Origin of the sequence: Microbacterium sp. PI-1 (assembly GCF_004337555.1) — a bacterium.
Taxonomy (GTDB): domain Bacteria; phylum Actinomycetota; class Actinomycetes; order Actinomycetales; family Microbacteriaceae; genus Microbacterium; species Microbacterium aurugineum.
The window spans coordinates 1-16,169 of sequence record NZ_SJYZ01000003.1 but is presented as its reverse complement, the minus strand read 5'-3'; the positions used below and the strand labels follow the sequence as shown (position 1 = coordinate 16,169).

Below are 16,169 nucleotides of genomic sequence, written 5' to 3'. Positions count from 1 at the left end.
TCTTCACCTCCTCTGCACGGCAGTCGGGGGCCGGCGTTGATCGCCGGCACACGGATCGCTCCACCGGGAACCGCGGAGGACCTCACGGATGTCGTCGGCGACGAGGCCGGTGAGCATCGGGCGGCGATCTCCCCACGACGCCTCGGTGGACATCGAGATGCGGCCGACCTCCCGCGTGGTCGGTCGCGACGGAAGCGGGATATCCCAGCGCTCGAGGAGGGCGGCGATACCCGCGGCCGGTTCGAGAGGCAATGCCACCCCGCTCGCGACCCGCGACCAGAAGTCCTCAAGACTCTGCCGATCTCCCCAGCGGGTGTCACCCGCGCAGATACGACGCCAGACCGCGGCGATCACCGCTGCCGTGGCGACCATCTTGCGAGTCCTGAGCACGAAGGCCACTTCGTTCGCGACATACCAATGGCGAGCGCTGTAGGGATCCTGTCCGCGCAGAGCCGCACCGCGTTGGGTGGCTGCGCTCAACCGTGCGAGGCGCAACCGCCCCGCAGGCGAGCCGGCGTCCTGGGTGGCGGTCTCGAGGAGGGCTCTCCCGAGGATGACGGCCTCGCTGTTCCCCCGGGCGCTTCGCCGCGAACTCGTCGACGTACCGGCAAGACGCAGGAACGCCTCCAGCGCTCCCTCACGGACGGCGCCGTACGTGAGGGACGCCAGGTTGCGTGGATCGATGACGGCATGACGGGGTCTGAGCGAGCGTCCGACGATGAGTCGATAGCCGCTCCCGTTCTTGAGGATGCCGACGCTGTTCGTCTCCGACGAAGTGCCCAGAGTCGTCGGCACGGCGATGATCTCCACGGGCGGCGGCGCATCCGGCAGCACGGTCAGCGCGGACTTCTCCGCATGACCGATGGCATAGTCGAAGACCTTCCCCGGAGCGAGCGCGAGCGCGGCGATCTTGCTGGCGTCGAGCACGCTGCCCCCACCGACGGCCACGATGACCTCGGGCGACCGACGAACGATGTGCCGCGCGATCCTGGAGACCGACGTGACATCCACCGACGGCGCGTCCACCGTGATGGTCCTCACCGCAGACCCGGCCGGGAAGGGAACCGTGACCGCCGAGTCCGCGATCACGAGGACCTCTCGTCCCGCGGTGAGGTGCGCCATCACGTGATGCGCGACGCCGGGGCCGTGCCACAGGGTCGGGACGCGTCCGGTGAAGTGCGCGGTCATGCTGCCGCTTCCTGCACTCGCGCGAGACCCGAGCGCACGGCCGCATCCACCGTGCGGAGCTCCTCCGAGGTGAATCCGTAGGCCGGGATCAGCTCGATGGAGCTGGGGCCGGGCTGCACCAGGACGCCGTGGTCGGCGATGGCGGAGACCACACGGAGAACCTCGGAGGAGGACAGCCGGCGCTCATCGTGGTGGCGGAGCCCCATCCCCACGAAGCAGCCCCGCCCCGTGACCTCCGTGATCAATCCGTCGGACTTCAGCGCCGTCGCCAGACGGAACAGCTCGGCCCCGAGTGCCTTCGTCGTCGTCTCCACGTCGATCCGACGCAGCTCTTCCATCACTGCGGTGATGGCCGCCGCGCACACCGGCGTTCCCGCCTGCGTCTCCCCGTGGACGAAGGTCCACCCGCCTCGCGCGAACTCGGAGGCGACACGGGGACCCACGAGGATCGCGGCTGCACCCGTCGCGCCGTTCGTCAGTGCTTTCGAGAGGAGGAGGACGTCGGGAGCGGCCGGCCACTCGTCGGTGGCGAGCATCGCGCCGGTGCGCCCGAATCCCGTCGCGACCTCGTCGGCCACGAGCAGGAACCCGTATTCCTCACGCAGCAGCACGAGGCGATCGATGAACGCCTCGGTCAGCGCATATGCGCCACTGCCCAGGACGGGCTCCACGACGACCGAGGCGACTCGGGACCCTTCCCGCTTCAACAGGGTGGCGAGCTCTTCACCCTCATCGCTGGACGAAACGTGGCGCACCGACCTGCGATCGACGGAGTAGACGGACTGCAGGAGGTCGTCTCCGCTGAGCGCGTGGCTGCCGTACATCGTGCCGTGGTAGCTGCCTTTCAGCCCGACGATGAGGGATCGGGATCCTGCGCCCTTCTGCGCCCAGTACTGTCGTGCGAGCTTCATGGCGGCATCGTTCGCAGCGCCGCCCGAGGTGGAGAAGATGACGCGGCTGTACCTGGTCGGGTCCGCGAGGTCGAGAAGACCTTCCGCGGCGGCTTCGGCATACCGATGCGACGCGCGGAACAGGGTCAGGTACGACGCATCGTGTGTGGCTCTGGCCACGGCCTCGCCGACGACCGGATTCCCGTACCCGAGCGGAACGTTCCAGAGCCCGCTCGTCGCGCACAGGCGTGTGGATCCGTCGGCGAACTCGATGCGATGTCCCGCGGCGCGGACGGCGACGCGATCAGGAGGGAAGGTCGCATCCGCGGGGAGCATCGAGCTCCACACGGCGTTCGGCACGCTCAACGCCGGATACCGTTCGCCGGGCGAGCGAGGCCCGCTCGGGTACCGAAGCGGATGTTGAGGATGGTGACGGCCTCGAGGCACAGGGCTCGCGCGTCGGCCACGGAGCCGCCCAGCCGCCGAGCCACGCGCTCCGCCGCGACCTCCGGCGTCGTGGACGTCTGCGTGACGGCGACCACCTGCGCGGCCACCGGGGACAGCAGCTGTCGACGCAACGTCCGCGTGTCTGCCAGGACGAAGCCGTCCGCGGTCTCGATCAGGAACGGATCCGCGGCCCAGGGGTCGGCATCCGCGAGGCCGTCGTCGACGAGCGCCCACCCGAACCCCGAGATGCGGGCGTCGCCGTTGGCCAGGCGGAGCATCTTCACGAGGTCCGTCGCGCAGAGGTATCGCGTCGTCCCCTCGCGCAGCGTCCGATCGGTGACGAACGCCTCTCGAGGCACCGACCCTCCCAAGGCCACGGCCCGGGGTCGCGGCACGGCGAGCACGGCGGGCAGCTCGTCGACGGTTCCGAGGGGATCGCCCTGGACCCCGACGCTGACGGCGCCGTCCGCCCGCACTCTGATCGCGCTCGGGGTCGCGAGCTCGCCCGGTTCCGTGAGTGCGCCGCGGTCCGCCAGGAGGACTCGCGGATCGATCAGCGCCGAGGGAAACACGCCCGTCCGTCGCGCGAGCTCGGCATCGTCGAGGAGAGCCTGCCAGCTGACCGCGTCGAAGAGGCTGAGAGCGGTCGGCCCGGTGAACTGCAGGAATGCCGCAGCGACGTAGTCCTGGAGTTCGACGCCGCGCTCACCGAAGAACAACTCATCCCCGATGTCCTGCAGCGCGCCGGTGTACGGGACGACGCGGGCCGGTCCGGCACAGGGCCCGCTCCCCTCGGGCAGAAGAATCACGTCGTCTCGCCCTGCTGCGCCTGCGACACGATCCGCCTGCGCGCCGCTTTCGACCAGGAACACCCGCGCGTACCGGTCCGGCACCCCGGTGATCCACTCCCGGAGCGCCCGGGCTCCGACCAGGTCCGCCCCGGGCCCGCGGTGTGCGTCGCGCATCAGACGCGGTCCCGTCGACTCGCCGTCACGAGCGACACGTACAACTCGATCCACGGCCGATCGTCGAGATCCGCCTCGAGGACCCGGGGGTCCACGATGCGCGCGAATGCTCGACCACGACCGGCGTTCTCGGTGGCCACGGCCTCGATGTCTGCGCGCCCGTCGCCCACCCGTCCGAGCAGGAGTCCGTCAGGGCCGTCCCGGTACTCGCCGTCCGCGGTCACATGCACGCGCACCAGAGAATCCGGTACCGGATACGCGCGGGTGAACGACGCGGCGGAATCCAGCAGCAGAGCACCGTCGAGGAGCCGTTCGGCGAAGATGCCGGTCGACCGGGCCGTGTCGGCATCACGGAGGAATGCAGCGAGTCCTTCCGCCGACCCCTGTCGGACGACCGTGAGCCCGTCGCGGAAGCGGAAGCGGCCGGCGAGGTAGTCCTGCAGCTGGAACGCGTGGCGCCCGCCGAAGCTCATCTCGTCGCCGGGCGCGTGAAGCGCCCCGGCGAACGGGACGACCCGAGGATCCACTTTCGGGAGGGACCCCGCGGGGACGAAGGTCACATCGTCGCGTTCGGCGAGCGCCCGCACCTCGTCGAGCTGCACCGCGGACTCGAGGAAGAACACCGCGCACCCCGGAATCGCGCGCTCCGCGGTCACGTACTGCTCGAAGGCCGCCACCGTGCGGTGACTGTCCGGTCGTGCCGTGGTCGAGCTGGCGCGCATGGTCTCCCCCAGTAGCGTCGGATGCGGTACGGCGTTGATCCGTCCTCATCTGAGGCTATTGAGCACTCACCCAACTAGCAATATATTCCATACGCGTCATATTGGTCATGACAGGATCGCATGCTGGGCTTCGCCACAGCGCCCTGTCACGTCGCGCTCCGCCGATCGGATAGGATGGACAGGTTGTTCCTTGGTGACGTGTCCGAGCGGCCGAAGGAGCACGCTTGGAAAGCGTGTGTTGTGCAAGCAACCGCGGGTTCGAATCCCGCCGTCACCGCCAAACACGAAAGAGCCTCCGCGCCAGCGGGGGCTCTTTCGTGTTTAACCGGCACCGGGGATTCGGGGAGGAGCGAGCGCAGTGAGCACCGGTGTCCCGCCGTCACCGCGGGATGCGGTGTTCAGGCGTCGAAGCGCACGCCGTAGGTCTGTCCGCCCGGTTCCGCCGGGAGTCGCGTCATTCCGAGGCGTTCGTAGAACGCGGCGGCCCCCGCGTTGTTCGGGTCGATGCCCAGATGCAAGCCCCGGATGCCCCGACGCGTCAGCTCGGCGAACAGGGTCTCGATGAGGGCACGGCCGAGCCCTTGTCCCTGCGTCTCCGGAAGAAGGTCGATGTGCAGGTGGGCCGGGTGGTCTGCGGCATTCGGCTCGATGCCGGGCGCGCGACTGTAGCCGTAGTCGACCATCCGATCCTCGCGGGTGACCACCTCGGCCGGCCGGGGGTACCGCTCCTGACGCGTCGGCCACCACTCCTCGCGGAACCAGGTGTAGAAGGCGTCGGTGTCGTCGGTCGCCACGATGTAGCCGATCGTGCGCCCGTCGTCGCTCTCGACCACCCAGGAGAGGTCCGGATGCCGCTCGGCGTAGGGGACCGCGAACAGGTCTCCCCAGAGCGCATCGTCGGAGAGCACCCCGGTCGCATCGACGCCGGCGTCAGCCGTCTTCACGCAGATCTCGTACAGCGCGGCGCGGTCGGTGGGGCGGTAGGGACGGATGCGCGACACGAAGGACTCCTCTGGACGACGGGCCCGTTCAGCCTATCGGCGCCGCGACCTCGGAGCTCGGTTGCCGCACCCACGGGAGCAGCCACGCGGCCAGGACCAGGACCACCCCGGCGCCGACGAGCGCGCCGCCGAGCGTGTCGCTGGCCCAGTGCACCGACAGGAAGGTGCGCGAGAGTGCCATCGCGAGCACCCACAGCACGCCGAGAATCGCCGTCCAGACCCGCGGGAACAGCACCCAGACCACGAGCGCGATCGTCGCGGCGTTCGCCGTGTGGCCCGAGGGGAAGGAGCCGTAGTCGCTCACCACCAGCATGTCGTCGGGGCGGGCCCGCCCGAAGAGCAGCTTGAGCAGTTGCACCGCACCGGCACTCGCGGCGAAGCAGAGGGCGGCGAACGCCGCAGCCCGCCATCGGCGAGCGAGCACGAGAGCGATGATGGTCAGCAGCGGCACCGCGAAGATCGCCACCCAGCCGCCGCCGATCCAGTTCAGGACGAGGGCGAAGTCGACCATGCCGTCGGCACGGGCTGCGGCGATCATCACGTTCCACCACCGGTCGAACCCCGGCGTCTCCGGATACGCGAACACGACCAGCGCACCGAGCGCCGTTGCGAGCGCGAGGAGGCCCACTCCCCACCACAGCAGCATCCGCCTGTCCATCGTCCTATTCTGTCGGACGATACCTGGGCACTCAGGGAGTGAGCATCCCCACGGTGCGCGGACGCACGACGAACCACAGCGACAGCACGCCGATCGCGGCACAACCGACCATCACGGAGGCCATGGTCGTCGCCGTGATCCCGGCGTCGTGCGAGAGCCAGCCCGCGAGCGGCGAGATGAGCCCCGCCACGCCGAAGTTCGTCGCCCCGATGATGGATGCCGCCGTCCCCGCAGCCTTGCCGTGCCGATCGAGCGCCAGCACCTGCACATTGGGGAACGTGAAGCCGCACGCCGTCATGAAGACGAACAACGGGATCACCGTGCCCCACAGTCCGAGTCCGAGCTGGTCGGTGACGATGATCGCGACACCCGCCAGGAGCAGCACAGCGGTCGAGTAGGCCATGACCCACTGCGGTCCGAAGCGGGCGGCGAGCCGTGAGGCCGTCTGCACCCCGGCGACGACACCGAGCGAGTTCACGGCGAACAGCAGACCGTACTGCTGGGCATCCAGCCCGTGGGTCACCTGGAAGAGGAACGGCGACGCGGAGAGGTACGAGAACAATCCGGAGAAGGTCATGCCGCCGATCACGAGCACGCCGAGGAAGACGCGATCAGAGAGCACCGAGCGGTAGCGCTGCGCCATCGTGGCGCCGCCGCCCTGCCGACGCGCGACCGGAAGCGTCTCCGGGATGAACAGGAGCGTGGACAGCAGCATCACGACGCCGTAGGCCGCGAGCACGCCGAAGATCCCCCGCCAGGGCATCAGGGTCAGCAACCAGGAGCCGATCAACGGTGCGATGACCGGTGCGACGCCCGACACCAGCGCGAGACGCGAGAGCATGATGACCAGTCGCCGCCCGCCGAACAGGTCGCGCACGATCGCCATGGCCACCACTCCACCGGCGGCCGCTCCCACCCCCATCAGCACCCGAGCCGCGCTGAGCAGGCCGAGGTCCGGCGCGAGGGCCGCCCCCACGCTCGCGAGGACGTGCAGGGCGGTGACCACGATCAGCGGCACCCGGCGCCCGACCTTGTCACTGAGGGGCCCGACGACGAGCTGACCCAGGGCGAAGCCGATCATCGTTCCGGTCAGGGTCAGCTGGATCGCGGCAGCCGTGGTCTGGAAGTCTTCCTCCAGCACCGGGAAGGCCGGGAGATAGAGGTCGATCGTGAACGGACCGAGCGCGGTCAGAGCTCCGAGCAGGACGATGTAGAGCGTCCGCCTGCCGAGGGAGATCGCATCTCCCGGGTGCAGCATGATCGGTGCCGTCGCGGGATTCGCGCCGAGGGTGCGGATCGCCCCGGTCGCCGTGGAGGTGCGGATGCTCCCGGTCGCGGTGCGCGCGGGCTGCGGAGTCTCTTCGGTCTGCTGCTCCGACGGTGCGACGGGGATGGAGTCAGTGCGGGGCGCGTCGGACACGACGTCCTTCCAGCGTTCGAGGGGGTGGTCTTGTCGAATCGTTTCGCCAAGGGGGAAGCCCCCATGCTAGCGCGTCCGTCTCCCCCGTCGCGGGATCAAATACGTCCCTCGCGACCACCCCGCAGGCACGTTATTGCTCCCGCACGCGCCTCACGCGCGCCAGCGCCTCGTCCAGATCGGCGATCAGATCTCCGAGGTCTTCGATGCCGACGGAGAGCCGCACGACGTTCTCCGGGACGGCGAGCTCCGTTCCGCGCACCGACGCATGCGTCATGTCCGATGGATAGCCGATGAGCGACTCCACGCCGCCGAGCGACTCGGCGAGCTGGAACACCGAGGTGCTCTCGGCGAAGGCACGGGCAGCGTCGGCGCCGGCTGCGAGGCCGAGCGACAGCATGCCGCCAAAACCGCTCATCTGCGCGGCGGCGATCTCATGCCCGGGGTGCGAGGCGAGTCCCGGGAAGTACACCTGCGAGAACTCCGGCCTCGCCACCGCCCACTCGGCGATCGCCTGCGCGTTCTCGGAATGCTGCCGCATGCGCAGCGCGAGTGTCTTGATGCCGCGGGTCGTCAGCCACGCATCCATCGGAGCGGACACCGCACCGACGGCGAACTGCTGGAACTTGACCTGCTCGACGTAGCGGTCATCGCCGAACACGACCGCACCGCCGAGCACGTCGGAGTGCCCGCCCAGGTACTTCGTCGTGGAGTGCACGACCAGATCGGCACCGAGCGCGAGGGGCTGCTGCAGCGCAGGAGAGGCGAAGGTGTTGTCCACGACCACGATCGCACCGGCCGCATGCGCGAGCTCGGTGATCACGGCGATGTCGACGATCTTCAGCAGAGGGTTGCTCGGCGTCTCCAGCCACACGACCTTCGTCTCCGGACGGATCGCGGCACGGAGCAGGTCCACGTCCGAGAGCTCGACCGTCGTCGTCTCCACACCCCAGGGAGCCAGCACCCGGCTGAGCAGCCGGTAGGTGCCGCCGTACACGTCGTTCCCGAGCAGGACGTGGTCCCCCGGCTTCAGGATTCCCCGCAGCAGCGCGTCCTCCGCCGCGAGCCCCGAGGCGAAGGAGAGCGCGCGCACTCCGCCTTCGAGAGCCGCGAGCTGGGTCTCCAGGGAGGAACGCGTGGGGTTGCCCGCACGGTTGTACTCGTAACCCTCGCGGAAGCCGCCGATACCGTCCTGCACGTGCGTGGAGGACTGGTAGATCGGCGGGATGATCGCCCCCGTCGTGGGGTCGGCAGCTTGTCCTGCGTGGATGGCGCGGGTGGCGAAGGCGTGGTCGGACATGACCTCAGCCTACGTCCGCGCCCGGCGCCGCGGACGTCCCGTTACGCCACGGGTCGCCGCTCCGCGGAAGACGTCAACGGGACAGGTACGCGAGCAGGTCCTGGCGGGTCAGCACCGTGTGCGGCTTGCCGTCCTCCGTCACCAGCAGCGCGTCGGCCTCGGCGAGCGCGGCCCGCGCCTGTGCGACCGAGGCGTGGATGCCGACGAGCGGAAGCCGCTCCCCCACGTGTGCCCCCACGGCGTCGGTCGCGTTCGCCTCGCCGCGGAACAGCAGGTCGAGCAGCCCCTTCTCGTCGACCGTGCCGAGCACCTCGCCCATCATGACGGGCGGTTCGGCGCTGAGCACGACCAACTGCGAGACGTCGTACTCGGTCATCATGCCGATCGCCTCGAGCACGGTGTCGGTCGGGTGGGCGTGCACGAGGTCCGGGATCCCCGCTCCCCGTCTGTGCGGACGTGCCGCGAGCACGTCGGCGACGGTTTCCCCGTCCTCCACATCGCTGAACCCGTAGGAGCGCATCCATCCATCGTTGAAGATCTTGCCCAGGTAGCCGCGGCCTCCGTCGGGAAGCAGCACGACCATGACGGCATCCGCCGGGAGGTCCCGTGCGACGCGCAGCGCACCGACCACCGCCATCCCGCTGGATCCGCCGACGAGGATGCCCTCCTCGCGGGCGAGGCGCCGCGTCATCGCGAAGGCGTCGGCGTCGCCCACCGCGACGATCTCGTGCGGCACGGTGGGGTCGTAGGCGCCCGGCCAGATGTCCTCCCCCACGCCCTCGACGAGGTACGGCCGTCCGGTACCCCCGCTGTACACGCTGCCCTCCGGGTCGACACCGACGATCCGCACCCGGCCCTCCGAGATCTCCCGCAGGTAGCGACCGGTGCCCGTGATCGTGCCGCCCGTGCCGACCCCGGCGACGAAGTGCGTGACCCCGCCGTCGGTGTCGCGCCAGATCTCCGGACCCGTGGTCTCGTAGTGGCTGCGCGGGCCGTTCGGGTTCTCGTACTGGTTCGGTTTGAACGCGCCGGGGATCTCCCGCGCCAGCCGATCGCTCACGCTGTAATACGACTCCGGGCTGTCGGGCGCGACCGAGGTCGGCGTCACCACGACCTCCGCCCCGTACGCGCGCAGCACGTCGATCTTGTCCTCGCCCACCTTGTCGGGCAGCACGAACACGCACTTATAGCCGCGCTGCTGGGCCACGAGCGCCAGACCCACACCGGTGTTGCCGCTGGTCGGTTCGACGATCGTCCCGCCCGGCTTCAGGTCGCCGGCGGCTTCGGCGGCGTCGATGATCCGCGCGGCGATCCGATCCTTCGACGAGCCACCCGGGTTCAGGTACTCGAGCTTCACGAGGACCGTGCACGCGACGCCCTCGGTGACGTGACGGAGCTTCACGAGGGGCGTGTCGCCGACGAGGTCGACGATGGAGTCTGCGTACTTCATGCCTTCAGGGTAGACGCGCGGATGCCGCGGGCGGGGTTGTGTTTCTCCCGACCGCGGCATCCGTTCTCACGAAAGGCCCCTCTGTCTTCCGAAGTGTGTCAGCCCTTCGTCGATCCGGCCAGCAGGCCGCGGACGAAGTAGCGCTGGAGGGCGAAGAACACGATCAGCGGCACGATGATCGAGACGAAGGCGCCTGCCGTGAGCAGGTACCAGTCGTTTCCTCGCGTGCCCGTGATCTCGGCCAACAGCTTCGTGATCGGCGCCGCGGCTCCGTCGGCGAACACCAGCGCCACGAGCAGGTCGTTCCAGACCCAGAGGAACTGGAAGATCGCGACCGAGGCGATCGCCGGCATCGTCAGCGGAAGCACCACACGGAAGAAGATCTGCCCGCGGGATGCACCGTCGACGCGTGCGGCCTCGATGATCTCGCCGGGGATCTCCGACATGAAGTTGTGCAGCAGGTAGATCGCCAGCGGAAGCGCGAACATCGAGTGCGCGATCCACACCTGCGCGTAGCCCTGGGACGCATCGAGCGGCAGTGTGACCTGCAGCCCGAAGAGGTTGAGCCCGCGGGAGAACGAACTCAGCAACGGCACCAGGGCCATCTGGATCGGCACGATCTGCAGCGCGAACACGAAGATGAACAGCGCGTTGCGGCCCTTGAAGTCGATCCAGGCGAACGCGTAGGCCGCCATGGAAGCGATCATCAGCGGCACGATGGTCGCCGGGATCGTGATCGCGATCGAGTTGACGAACGACTCCAGGATGGTGAGCTGCGTCGTGCCGGACTGCAGCACGTCGACGTAGTTCTCGATCGTCACCTGCGGATCGGCGAAGAACGTCCACCATCCCGTGGTCTGGATCTGATCCCGCGGCCGGAACGACGAGATGAACAGTCCGAGCGTCGGGATCGTCCACATGAACGCGATGACGATGGACGCCACCGATGCCCACGGCCGGGACAGCTTCTTGCGAGTGCGGCCTGCGGCGCCCTCGAACCCGCCGCCGGTGGTGATCGCGCGCGTGCTGAGGGCGGCGTCTGACTTCACGGTGTCGGTCATCGGATCTCCCGCTGCTTCTTGATCTGGCGTGCGTTGTAGATCACGATCGGCAGCACCAGGATGAACAGGATGACGGAGAGCGCGGCACTGCGCCCCGCCTCGAACTTCGAGAACTGCGTGTACATCTCGTTCGCGAGAGTCGAGGTGCCGTAGTTACCGGCGGTCATCGTCCGCACGATGTCGAACACCTTCAGCGATGCGATCGAGATGGTCGTGAGGACCACGATGAGCGCGGGGCGGATCGCGGGGACGGTCACCGACACGAACCGCTGCCAGGCGTTCGCGCCGTCCAGCTCCGCCGCCTCCAGCAGTTCCGCCGGCACTCCCTTGATCGATGCCGACAGCACGACCATCGCGAAACCGGTCTGCACCCAGATGAGCACGACGATCAGGAACAGGTTGTTCCACGGCTCATTGAGCAGCCATTGCTGCGGCGTGCCCCCGAGCCACACGAGGATCTGGTTGAGGAGACCGATCTGCTCGTACTGCGGCCCGCGGTACTCGTAGATGAATCGCCAGATGATGCTCGCCCCGACGAAGGAGATCGCCATCGGCATGAAGACCAGGACCTTGTAGATCTTCTCGCCGCGGGTGCGGTCGATGAACACCGCGTAGGCGAGGCCGACGATCGTGGAGACCGTCGGCACCAGGAGCACCCAGACGATCGTGTTGATCACGGCCGTGATGCCGTCGGACTGCGTGAAGATCCACAGGTAGTTGTTCAGACCGACGAACTCGTTGCCCGAGGAGTTCATGAACGACGAGAACATCGTCTGGATCGACGGCAGGACGAGGCCGACGAGCAGCAGCAGCAGCGCCGGAGCCATGAAGGCCACGAGCTGGATCAGATACCCCGCGCCATCGCGGGAGCGATAGTCGAGCCAGAAGAACAGAGCGCCGACGGCGACGGCCACTCCCATCGCCCAGTAATAGGAGTTGAAGAAGAACATCACCACGAGGGGGATGAGCAGGCACATCGCCAATCGGACGAAGGTGTAGAGCTTTCCCCTGCGCGGAGCGATGTCCACCAGGAGCAGGATGATCGCCACGACCACCGCGAAAGCGATGACCACGGCGACGGCCTGCAGGACCGGCGGGAGCGAGCCGATCCAACGGAAGAAATTAGTCGCGTTCACGGATTCCCCTTCATCACGCGGACCGGATCACCGGCGCGCACGTCGGTGTGCGCGCCGCGGGGGCTGAGGGGCCGCCCCGTGCGGGACGACCCCTCCCCCGGATCAGCTGCTCGGCCAGCCGGTCTCGATCTGCGTGAGCACCTCATCGGTCGAGGTGCCGTTGACCCACGCGACCATACCCTTCCAGAAGGTCCCGGCGCCGACGGCACCAGGCATCAGGTCGGACGCGTCGAAGCGGAAGGTCGTGTCCGGGTCCTGCAGGATCTTGATGGTCTCCTGGAGGATCGGGTCCTTCGCGTTCGCAGGGTCGAGTCCGTTGTTGGCGGACGTGACGCCACCGAGGCTGACGCGGCTGTTCGCCCACTCGGGGCTGGACAGGTACGCGAGCACCTTCTGGGTCGCCTCGGAGTCGCTGAACCCGCCGACGATCTCACCGGCACCGGTCACGGCCGTGTCACCCTCGGACTCACCCGGGAGCATGAACGCCCAGATGTCGCCGTCCTCAGCGATCTCCGTGCCCTCCGGGAAGAAGCCGGAGAGGAAGGACGCCTGGTGGGTCAGTGCGCACGTGCCCTCGGCGAGGGCAGGAGCGACGTCACCGAATGCGGTCGAGTTGATCGAGCGCACGTCACCGAAACCGGCGTTCACGTTCGCCGGGTTCAGCAGGATCTCGCCGACCGAGTCGAACGCCGACTTGATCTGCGGGTCGGTGAACTTGACGTCGTTGGTGACCCACTGGTCGTAGACGTCCGGGCCGGACTGACGCAGCACGTAGTCCTCGACCCAGTCCGTTCCCGGCCAGCCGGTCGCCGTTCCGGACTCGAAACCGGCGCACCACGCGGGAGTGCCGGTCGCCGTCTGGATCGTCTCGGTCAGCGCGGACATCTCGTCGAGCGTCTTCGGAACCTCGACGCCCCACTCCGCGAACTTCGCCGGCGAGTACCAGATCCAGCCCTTGACGTTGGCCATCAGCGGCGCCCCGTAGAAGGTGCCGTCGACGGTCCCGTAGTTCACCCAGTCCTCGGTCCAGTACTCGTTGGCGTTCTTCTCGACCTCTTCGGGAGCAGGCTTGAGGAAGTCGCGCTTGGCGAAGTCGGCGAACAGACCGGGCTGCGGGAAGATCGCGATGTCCGGCGGGTTCCCGCCCTGTGCGCGGGTACCGAGCTGCGTCTCGAAGTCCTGGCTGCCCTCGTACTTGATGGTGATGCCGTTCTCGTCGGCCCAGTCCTTCCAGGACTCCTGGAGGAGCTCCGCCTCCGAGTCGACGATCGTGCCGTAGATCGTGACAGTGGCGTCGCCACCATCACCACCGTCTGTGCCCGGCGCACCGCCGGGAGCCCCGCAGCCTGCGAGCGCGATGCCCGCGACCCCCAGCAGGGCGATCGGCGCGTAACGCCGGGAACGCTGTGACAGAGCCATGTGAATTCTCCTCTTCGAGTACAGGTTCCCTCCTGGTGCGACGCCACCCCGCGGCATCGTTAGGGAACCGATTCCAGGCCAACCTACTGTCCCTGTGCGCCCCCGCACAACACGCAAGGGTCACAAGCTCGCAACCATTCGGCGCGCGGAACCTCCGGGCTTGGGAGCGCTCCCTCACTCCGAGCCTGGAACCGGTTCCTTTTTCCCCGTCCGCGGGCTACGCTGACACCCGGCGCGCGCTACGCCGCCGCCCACGAAACCGCGTGATCAGGTCGAGGAGGACCGATGAGCACGATCGCGGATGTCGCGTCGCGTGCCGGGGTGTCGAAGGCCACGGCGAGCCGCGCCCTGAGCGGACGGGGCTATGTCTCGGACGAGACGCGGACGCGCGTCGAGGTCGCCGCCCGCGAACTCGCCTACGTCGCCCACTCCTCCGCGACGAGTCTCGCGACGGGGCGGACGCAGACGGTCGGGATCGTCATGCCGCCCGTCGACCGCTGGTTCTTCGCCGAACTCCTCGCCGGGATCCAGGAGTCGCTGTTCGCCCTCGACTACGACCTCTCCCTCTACGGGGTGCCTGAGGGGTCGCAGACCAGGGAACGGCTGTTCGAGAGCGTGCTGCCCGGCCGTCGTTTCGACGGGATCATCGCCGTCGGCATCCAGCCGAGCGCGCATGAGCTCGAGCGCCTGCAGCGCACGGGAAGGCCGCTGGTGAGCGTCGGGCCCTACGGCGAGGGCTCGAGCGCGGTCTCGATCGATGATGCGGCGGCCGCACGCATCGCGACCGAGCATCTGATCGAGCTCGGCCACACCGAGATCGCCTTCGTCGGCGGCCCGACAGACGCGATGGGACGGAGCTTCGGTGACACGCGGCGGCTCGACGGCTACCGCGACGCGCTGAGCGCCGCGGGACTCGCTTCGCACGCCCGGGTCGCGGGCACGGCCCCGACCATGCCCGGGGGCTACACCGCGGCGGCGGGGCTGCTCGGCGATCGGCGAAACCGACCGACCGCGATCGTGGGCGTGTGCGACGAGGCCGCCATCGGGGCGATCATCGCCGCCCGCCGTCTGGGCATCGCCGTACCCACCGAGCTCAGCGTCGTGGGTATCGATGACCACGAGCACGCGGACATGTTCGCCCTCACCACGATCGGGCAGTCCCCGAGAGAACAGGGTCACGAAGCCGTTCGCCTGCTGATGCAGCGGATCGACCGGCCGGACGCTCCGCAGGAGCATGTGGCTGCCGCCTCCGCCCTCGTGGTGCGCAACTCGACCGCTCCCCCGCGCTGACGGCGGCCACGCGCACGGCCCGGAACGCACGAAGGCCCCGGGCGAACCCGGGGCCTTCGCAGAAAACGCTGAAGCGTGATTACTTGAGGGTAACCGTCGCGCCGGCCTCTTCGAGAGCAGCCTTGGCCTTCTCGGCGGTCTCCTTGTTGGCGCCCTCGAGGACGGCCTTCGGGGCACCGTCGACGACGGCCTTGGCCTCGCCGAGACCCAGCGAGGTGAGCTCGCGGACGGTCTTGATGACCTGGATCTTCTTGTCGCCAGCGGCCTCGAGGATGACGTCGAAGGAGTCCTTCTCTTCCTCAGCCTCTGCAGCGCCTGCGCCACCCGCAGCGCCGGCAACGGCGACGGGAGCAGCAGCGGTGACCTCGAACTTCTCCTCGAACGCCTTCACGAACTCGTTGAGCTCGATGAGGGTCAGGCCGGCGAACTGCTCGAGCAGTTCCTCGGTGGAAAGCTTCGCCATGATGTATCTCCTAGATAGATGGGGTTTGTAGACGAGATCGCAGGTCGCTTACGCGGCCTCTGCGGTCTCCAGCTTTTCGCGAAGAGCGTCGATGGTGGCGGCAGCCTTGCCCATCGTCGCCTTCATCATGCCCGCAGCCTTCGCCAGCAGAACCTCACGGCTCTCGAGCGCGGCGTACTTGTTGACCTCGTCCGCGGTGAGGGCGTTGCCCTCGAAGATGCCGGACTTGATCACGAGAAGCGGGTTGGCCTTGGCGAAGTCACGCAGAGCCTTGGCGGTGGCGACGAAGTCACCGTGCACGAACGCGACAGCCGACGGACCCTTGAGGTCGTCGTCCAGCGCGGAGATGCCAGCCTTGTTGGCGGCGATCTTGGTCAGCGTGTTCTTCACCACGGCGTACTCAGCGTCCTGACGGATGCTGTTGCGCAGCTCCTTGAGCTGGGCAACCGTCAGACCGCGGTACTCGGTCAGCAGAACGGCAGTCGAGTTCTCGAATGACTTCGTGAGCTCGGCGACCGATGCATCCTTCTGCGCCATGGTCACTCCTTGGTGTGTACGAGGCGCCGCACGGTGGTGGGGCGCCGACCTGGACCACCTGCATAGAAAAAGCTCCGGCGCAAGCGCACGGAGCTTTGGAAAGTTCGTGTCCTGCGCGGGCCCCTGCTGTGCAGAGCTTCGATCGTTGTGCGCATGTGCTCACGACGATGACCAGCGGTCTTCGGTTACGACAACTGTACCCGACGCATCCCCCTCCCCCAAATC

15 protein-coding genes and 1 tRNA gene are annotated in these 16,169 nt (G+C 68.3%); 2 read left to right on the top strand and 14 right to left on the bottom strand.

Features of this window, described 5'->3' with window-relative positions:
* Window positions 1-3: 3 nt before the first annotated feature.
* The 4 genes from mpaC to E0W80_RS03870 are packed head-to-tail and all read right to left on the bottom strand — an operon-like array spanning window position 4 to window position 4,212.
* Window positions 4-1,188 carry a daptide-type RiPP biosynthesis dehydogenase gene (gene mpaC / locus E0W80_RS03885; RefSeq protein WP_131491381.1) on the bottom strand — a complete coding sequence of 395 codons (1,185 nt, stop codon included), beginning with the start codon at window positions 1,186-1,188 and terminating at the stop codon, window positions 4-6.
* A complete protein-coding gene (gene mpaD / locus E0W80_RS03880; protein WP_240740457.1) occupies window positions 1,185-2,438 on the bottom strand; it encodes a daptide-type RiPP biosynthesis aminotransferase in 1,254 nt (417 codons plus the stop codon). The genes mpaC and mpaD overlap by 4 nt, the downstream gene beginning before the upstream one ends.
* Window positions 2,439-2,440: 2 nt before the next feature.
* Entirely contained in the window at window positions 2,441-3,490 is a 1,050-nt protein-coding gene (gene mpaB / locus E0W80_RS03875) for a daptide biosynthesis RiPP recognition protein (RefSeq protein ID WP_131491581.1), read from the bottom strand.
* Window positions 3,490-4,212, bottom strand: coding sequence for a hypothetical protein (locus E0W80_RS03870; RefSeq protein WP_131491379.1), 723 nt, complete (start codon window positions 4,210-4,212; stop codon window positions 3,490-3,492). The genes mpaB and E0W80_RS03870 overlap by 1 nt, the downstream gene beginning before the upstream one ends.
* 192 nt (window positions 4,213-4,404) lie before the next feature.
* Here E0W80_RS03870 and E0W80_RS03865 point away from each other — a divergent pair.
* A tRNA-Ser gene (locus E0W80_RS03865) sits at window positions 4,405-4,492 on the top strand.
* Window positions 4,493-4,610: 118 nt separating this feature from the next.
* On the opposite strand, the gene E0W80_RS03860 is transcribed toward E0W80_RS03865, so the two are convergent.
* From E0W80_RS03860 to E0W80_RS03825, 8 genes are all read right to left on the bottom strand, one after another.
* Window positions 4,611-5,213, bottom strand: a complete 603-nt coding sequence (locus tag E0W80_RS03860; protein WP_131491378.1) for a GNAT family N-acetyltransferase — start codon at window positions 5,211-5,213, stop codon at window positions 4,611-4,613.
* A gap of 28 nt (window positions 5,214-5,241) precedes the next feature.
* The gene (locus E0W80_RS03855; RefSeq protein WP_240740452.1) at window positions 5,242-5,871 is read right to left on the bottom strand and encodes a phosphatase PAP2 family protein; all 630 of its coding nucleotides are present in this window, start codon (window positions 5,869-5,871) and stop codon (window positions 5,242-5,244) included.
* Window positions 5,872-5,902: 31 nt separating this feature from the next.
* Window positions 5,903-7,291, bottom strand: a complete 1,389-nt coding sequence (locus E0W80_RS03850) for a multidrug effflux MFS transporter (protein WP_194239283.1) — start codon at window positions 7,289-7,291, stop codon at window positions 5,903-5,905.
* A gap of 130 nt (window positions 7,292-7,421) precedes the next feature.
* Window positions 7,422-8,588 (bottom strand): cystathionine gamma-synthase, encoded by a 1,167-nt coding sequence (locus E0W80_RS03845; protein WP_131491377.1) that lies wholly within the window; start codon window positions 8,586-8,588, stop codon window positions 7,422-7,424.
* Window positions 8,589-8,661: 73 nt separating this feature from the next.
* Window positions 8,662-10,038 (bottom strand): cystathionine beta-synthase, encoded by a 1,377-nt coding sequence (locus tag E0W80_RS03840; protein WP_131491376.1) that lies wholly within the window; start codon window positions 10,036-10,038, stop codon window positions 8,662-8,664.
* Between the two features lie 98 nt (window positions 10,039-10,136).
* Window positions 10,137-11,099 carry a carbohydrate ABC transporter permease gene (locus E0W80_RS03835; protein ID WP_047522133.1) on the bottom strand — a complete coding sequence of 321 codons (963 nt, stop codon included), beginning with the start codon at window positions 11,097-11,099 and terminating at the stop codon, window positions 10,137-10,139.
* Entirely contained in the window at window positions 11,096-12,235 is a 1,140-nt protein-coding gene (locus E0W80_RS03830) for a sugar ABC transporter permease (RefSeq protein WP_131491375.1), read from the bottom strand. Before E0W80_RS03830 ends, E0W80_RS03835 begins: the two co-directional genes overlap by 4 nt.
* A gap of 102 nt (window positions 12,236-12,337) precedes the next feature.
* On the bottom strand, window positions 12,338-13,654 hold the full coding sequence (locus tag E0W80_RS03825; RefSeq protein WP_047522129.1) for an extracellular solute-binding protein: 1,317 nt from the start codon (window positions 13,652-13,654) through the stop codon (window positions 12,338-12,340).
* A gap of 285 nt (window positions 13,655-13,939) precedes the next feature.
* On the opposite strand from E0W80_RS03825, the gene E0W80_RS03820 reads away from it, so the two are divergent.
* Entirely contained in the window at window positions 13,940-14,944 is a 1,005-nt protein-coding gene (locus E0W80_RS03820; protein WP_131491374.1) for a LacI family DNA-binding transcriptional regulator, read from the top strand.
* A gap of 79 nt (window positions 14,945-15,023) precedes the next feature.
* On the opposite strand, the gene rplL is transcribed toward E0W80_RS03820, so the two are convergent.
* Both rplL and rplJ read right to left on the bottom strand, forming a co-directional pair.
* A complete protein-coding gene (gene rplL / locus E0W80_RS03815) occupies window positions 15,024-15,407 on the bottom strand; it encodes a 50S ribosomal protein L7/L12 (RefSeq protein WP_017829128.1) in 384 nt (127 codons plus the stop codon).
* 48 nt (window positions 15,408-15,455) lie between these two features.
* On the bottom strand, window positions 15,456-15,944 hold the full coding sequence (rplJ, locus tag E0W80_RS03810) for a 50S ribosomal protein L10 (protein WP_017829129.1): 489 nt from the start codon (window positions 15,942-15,944) through the stop codon (window positions 15,456-15,458).
* Window positions 15,945-16,169: the final 225 nt, after the last annotated feature.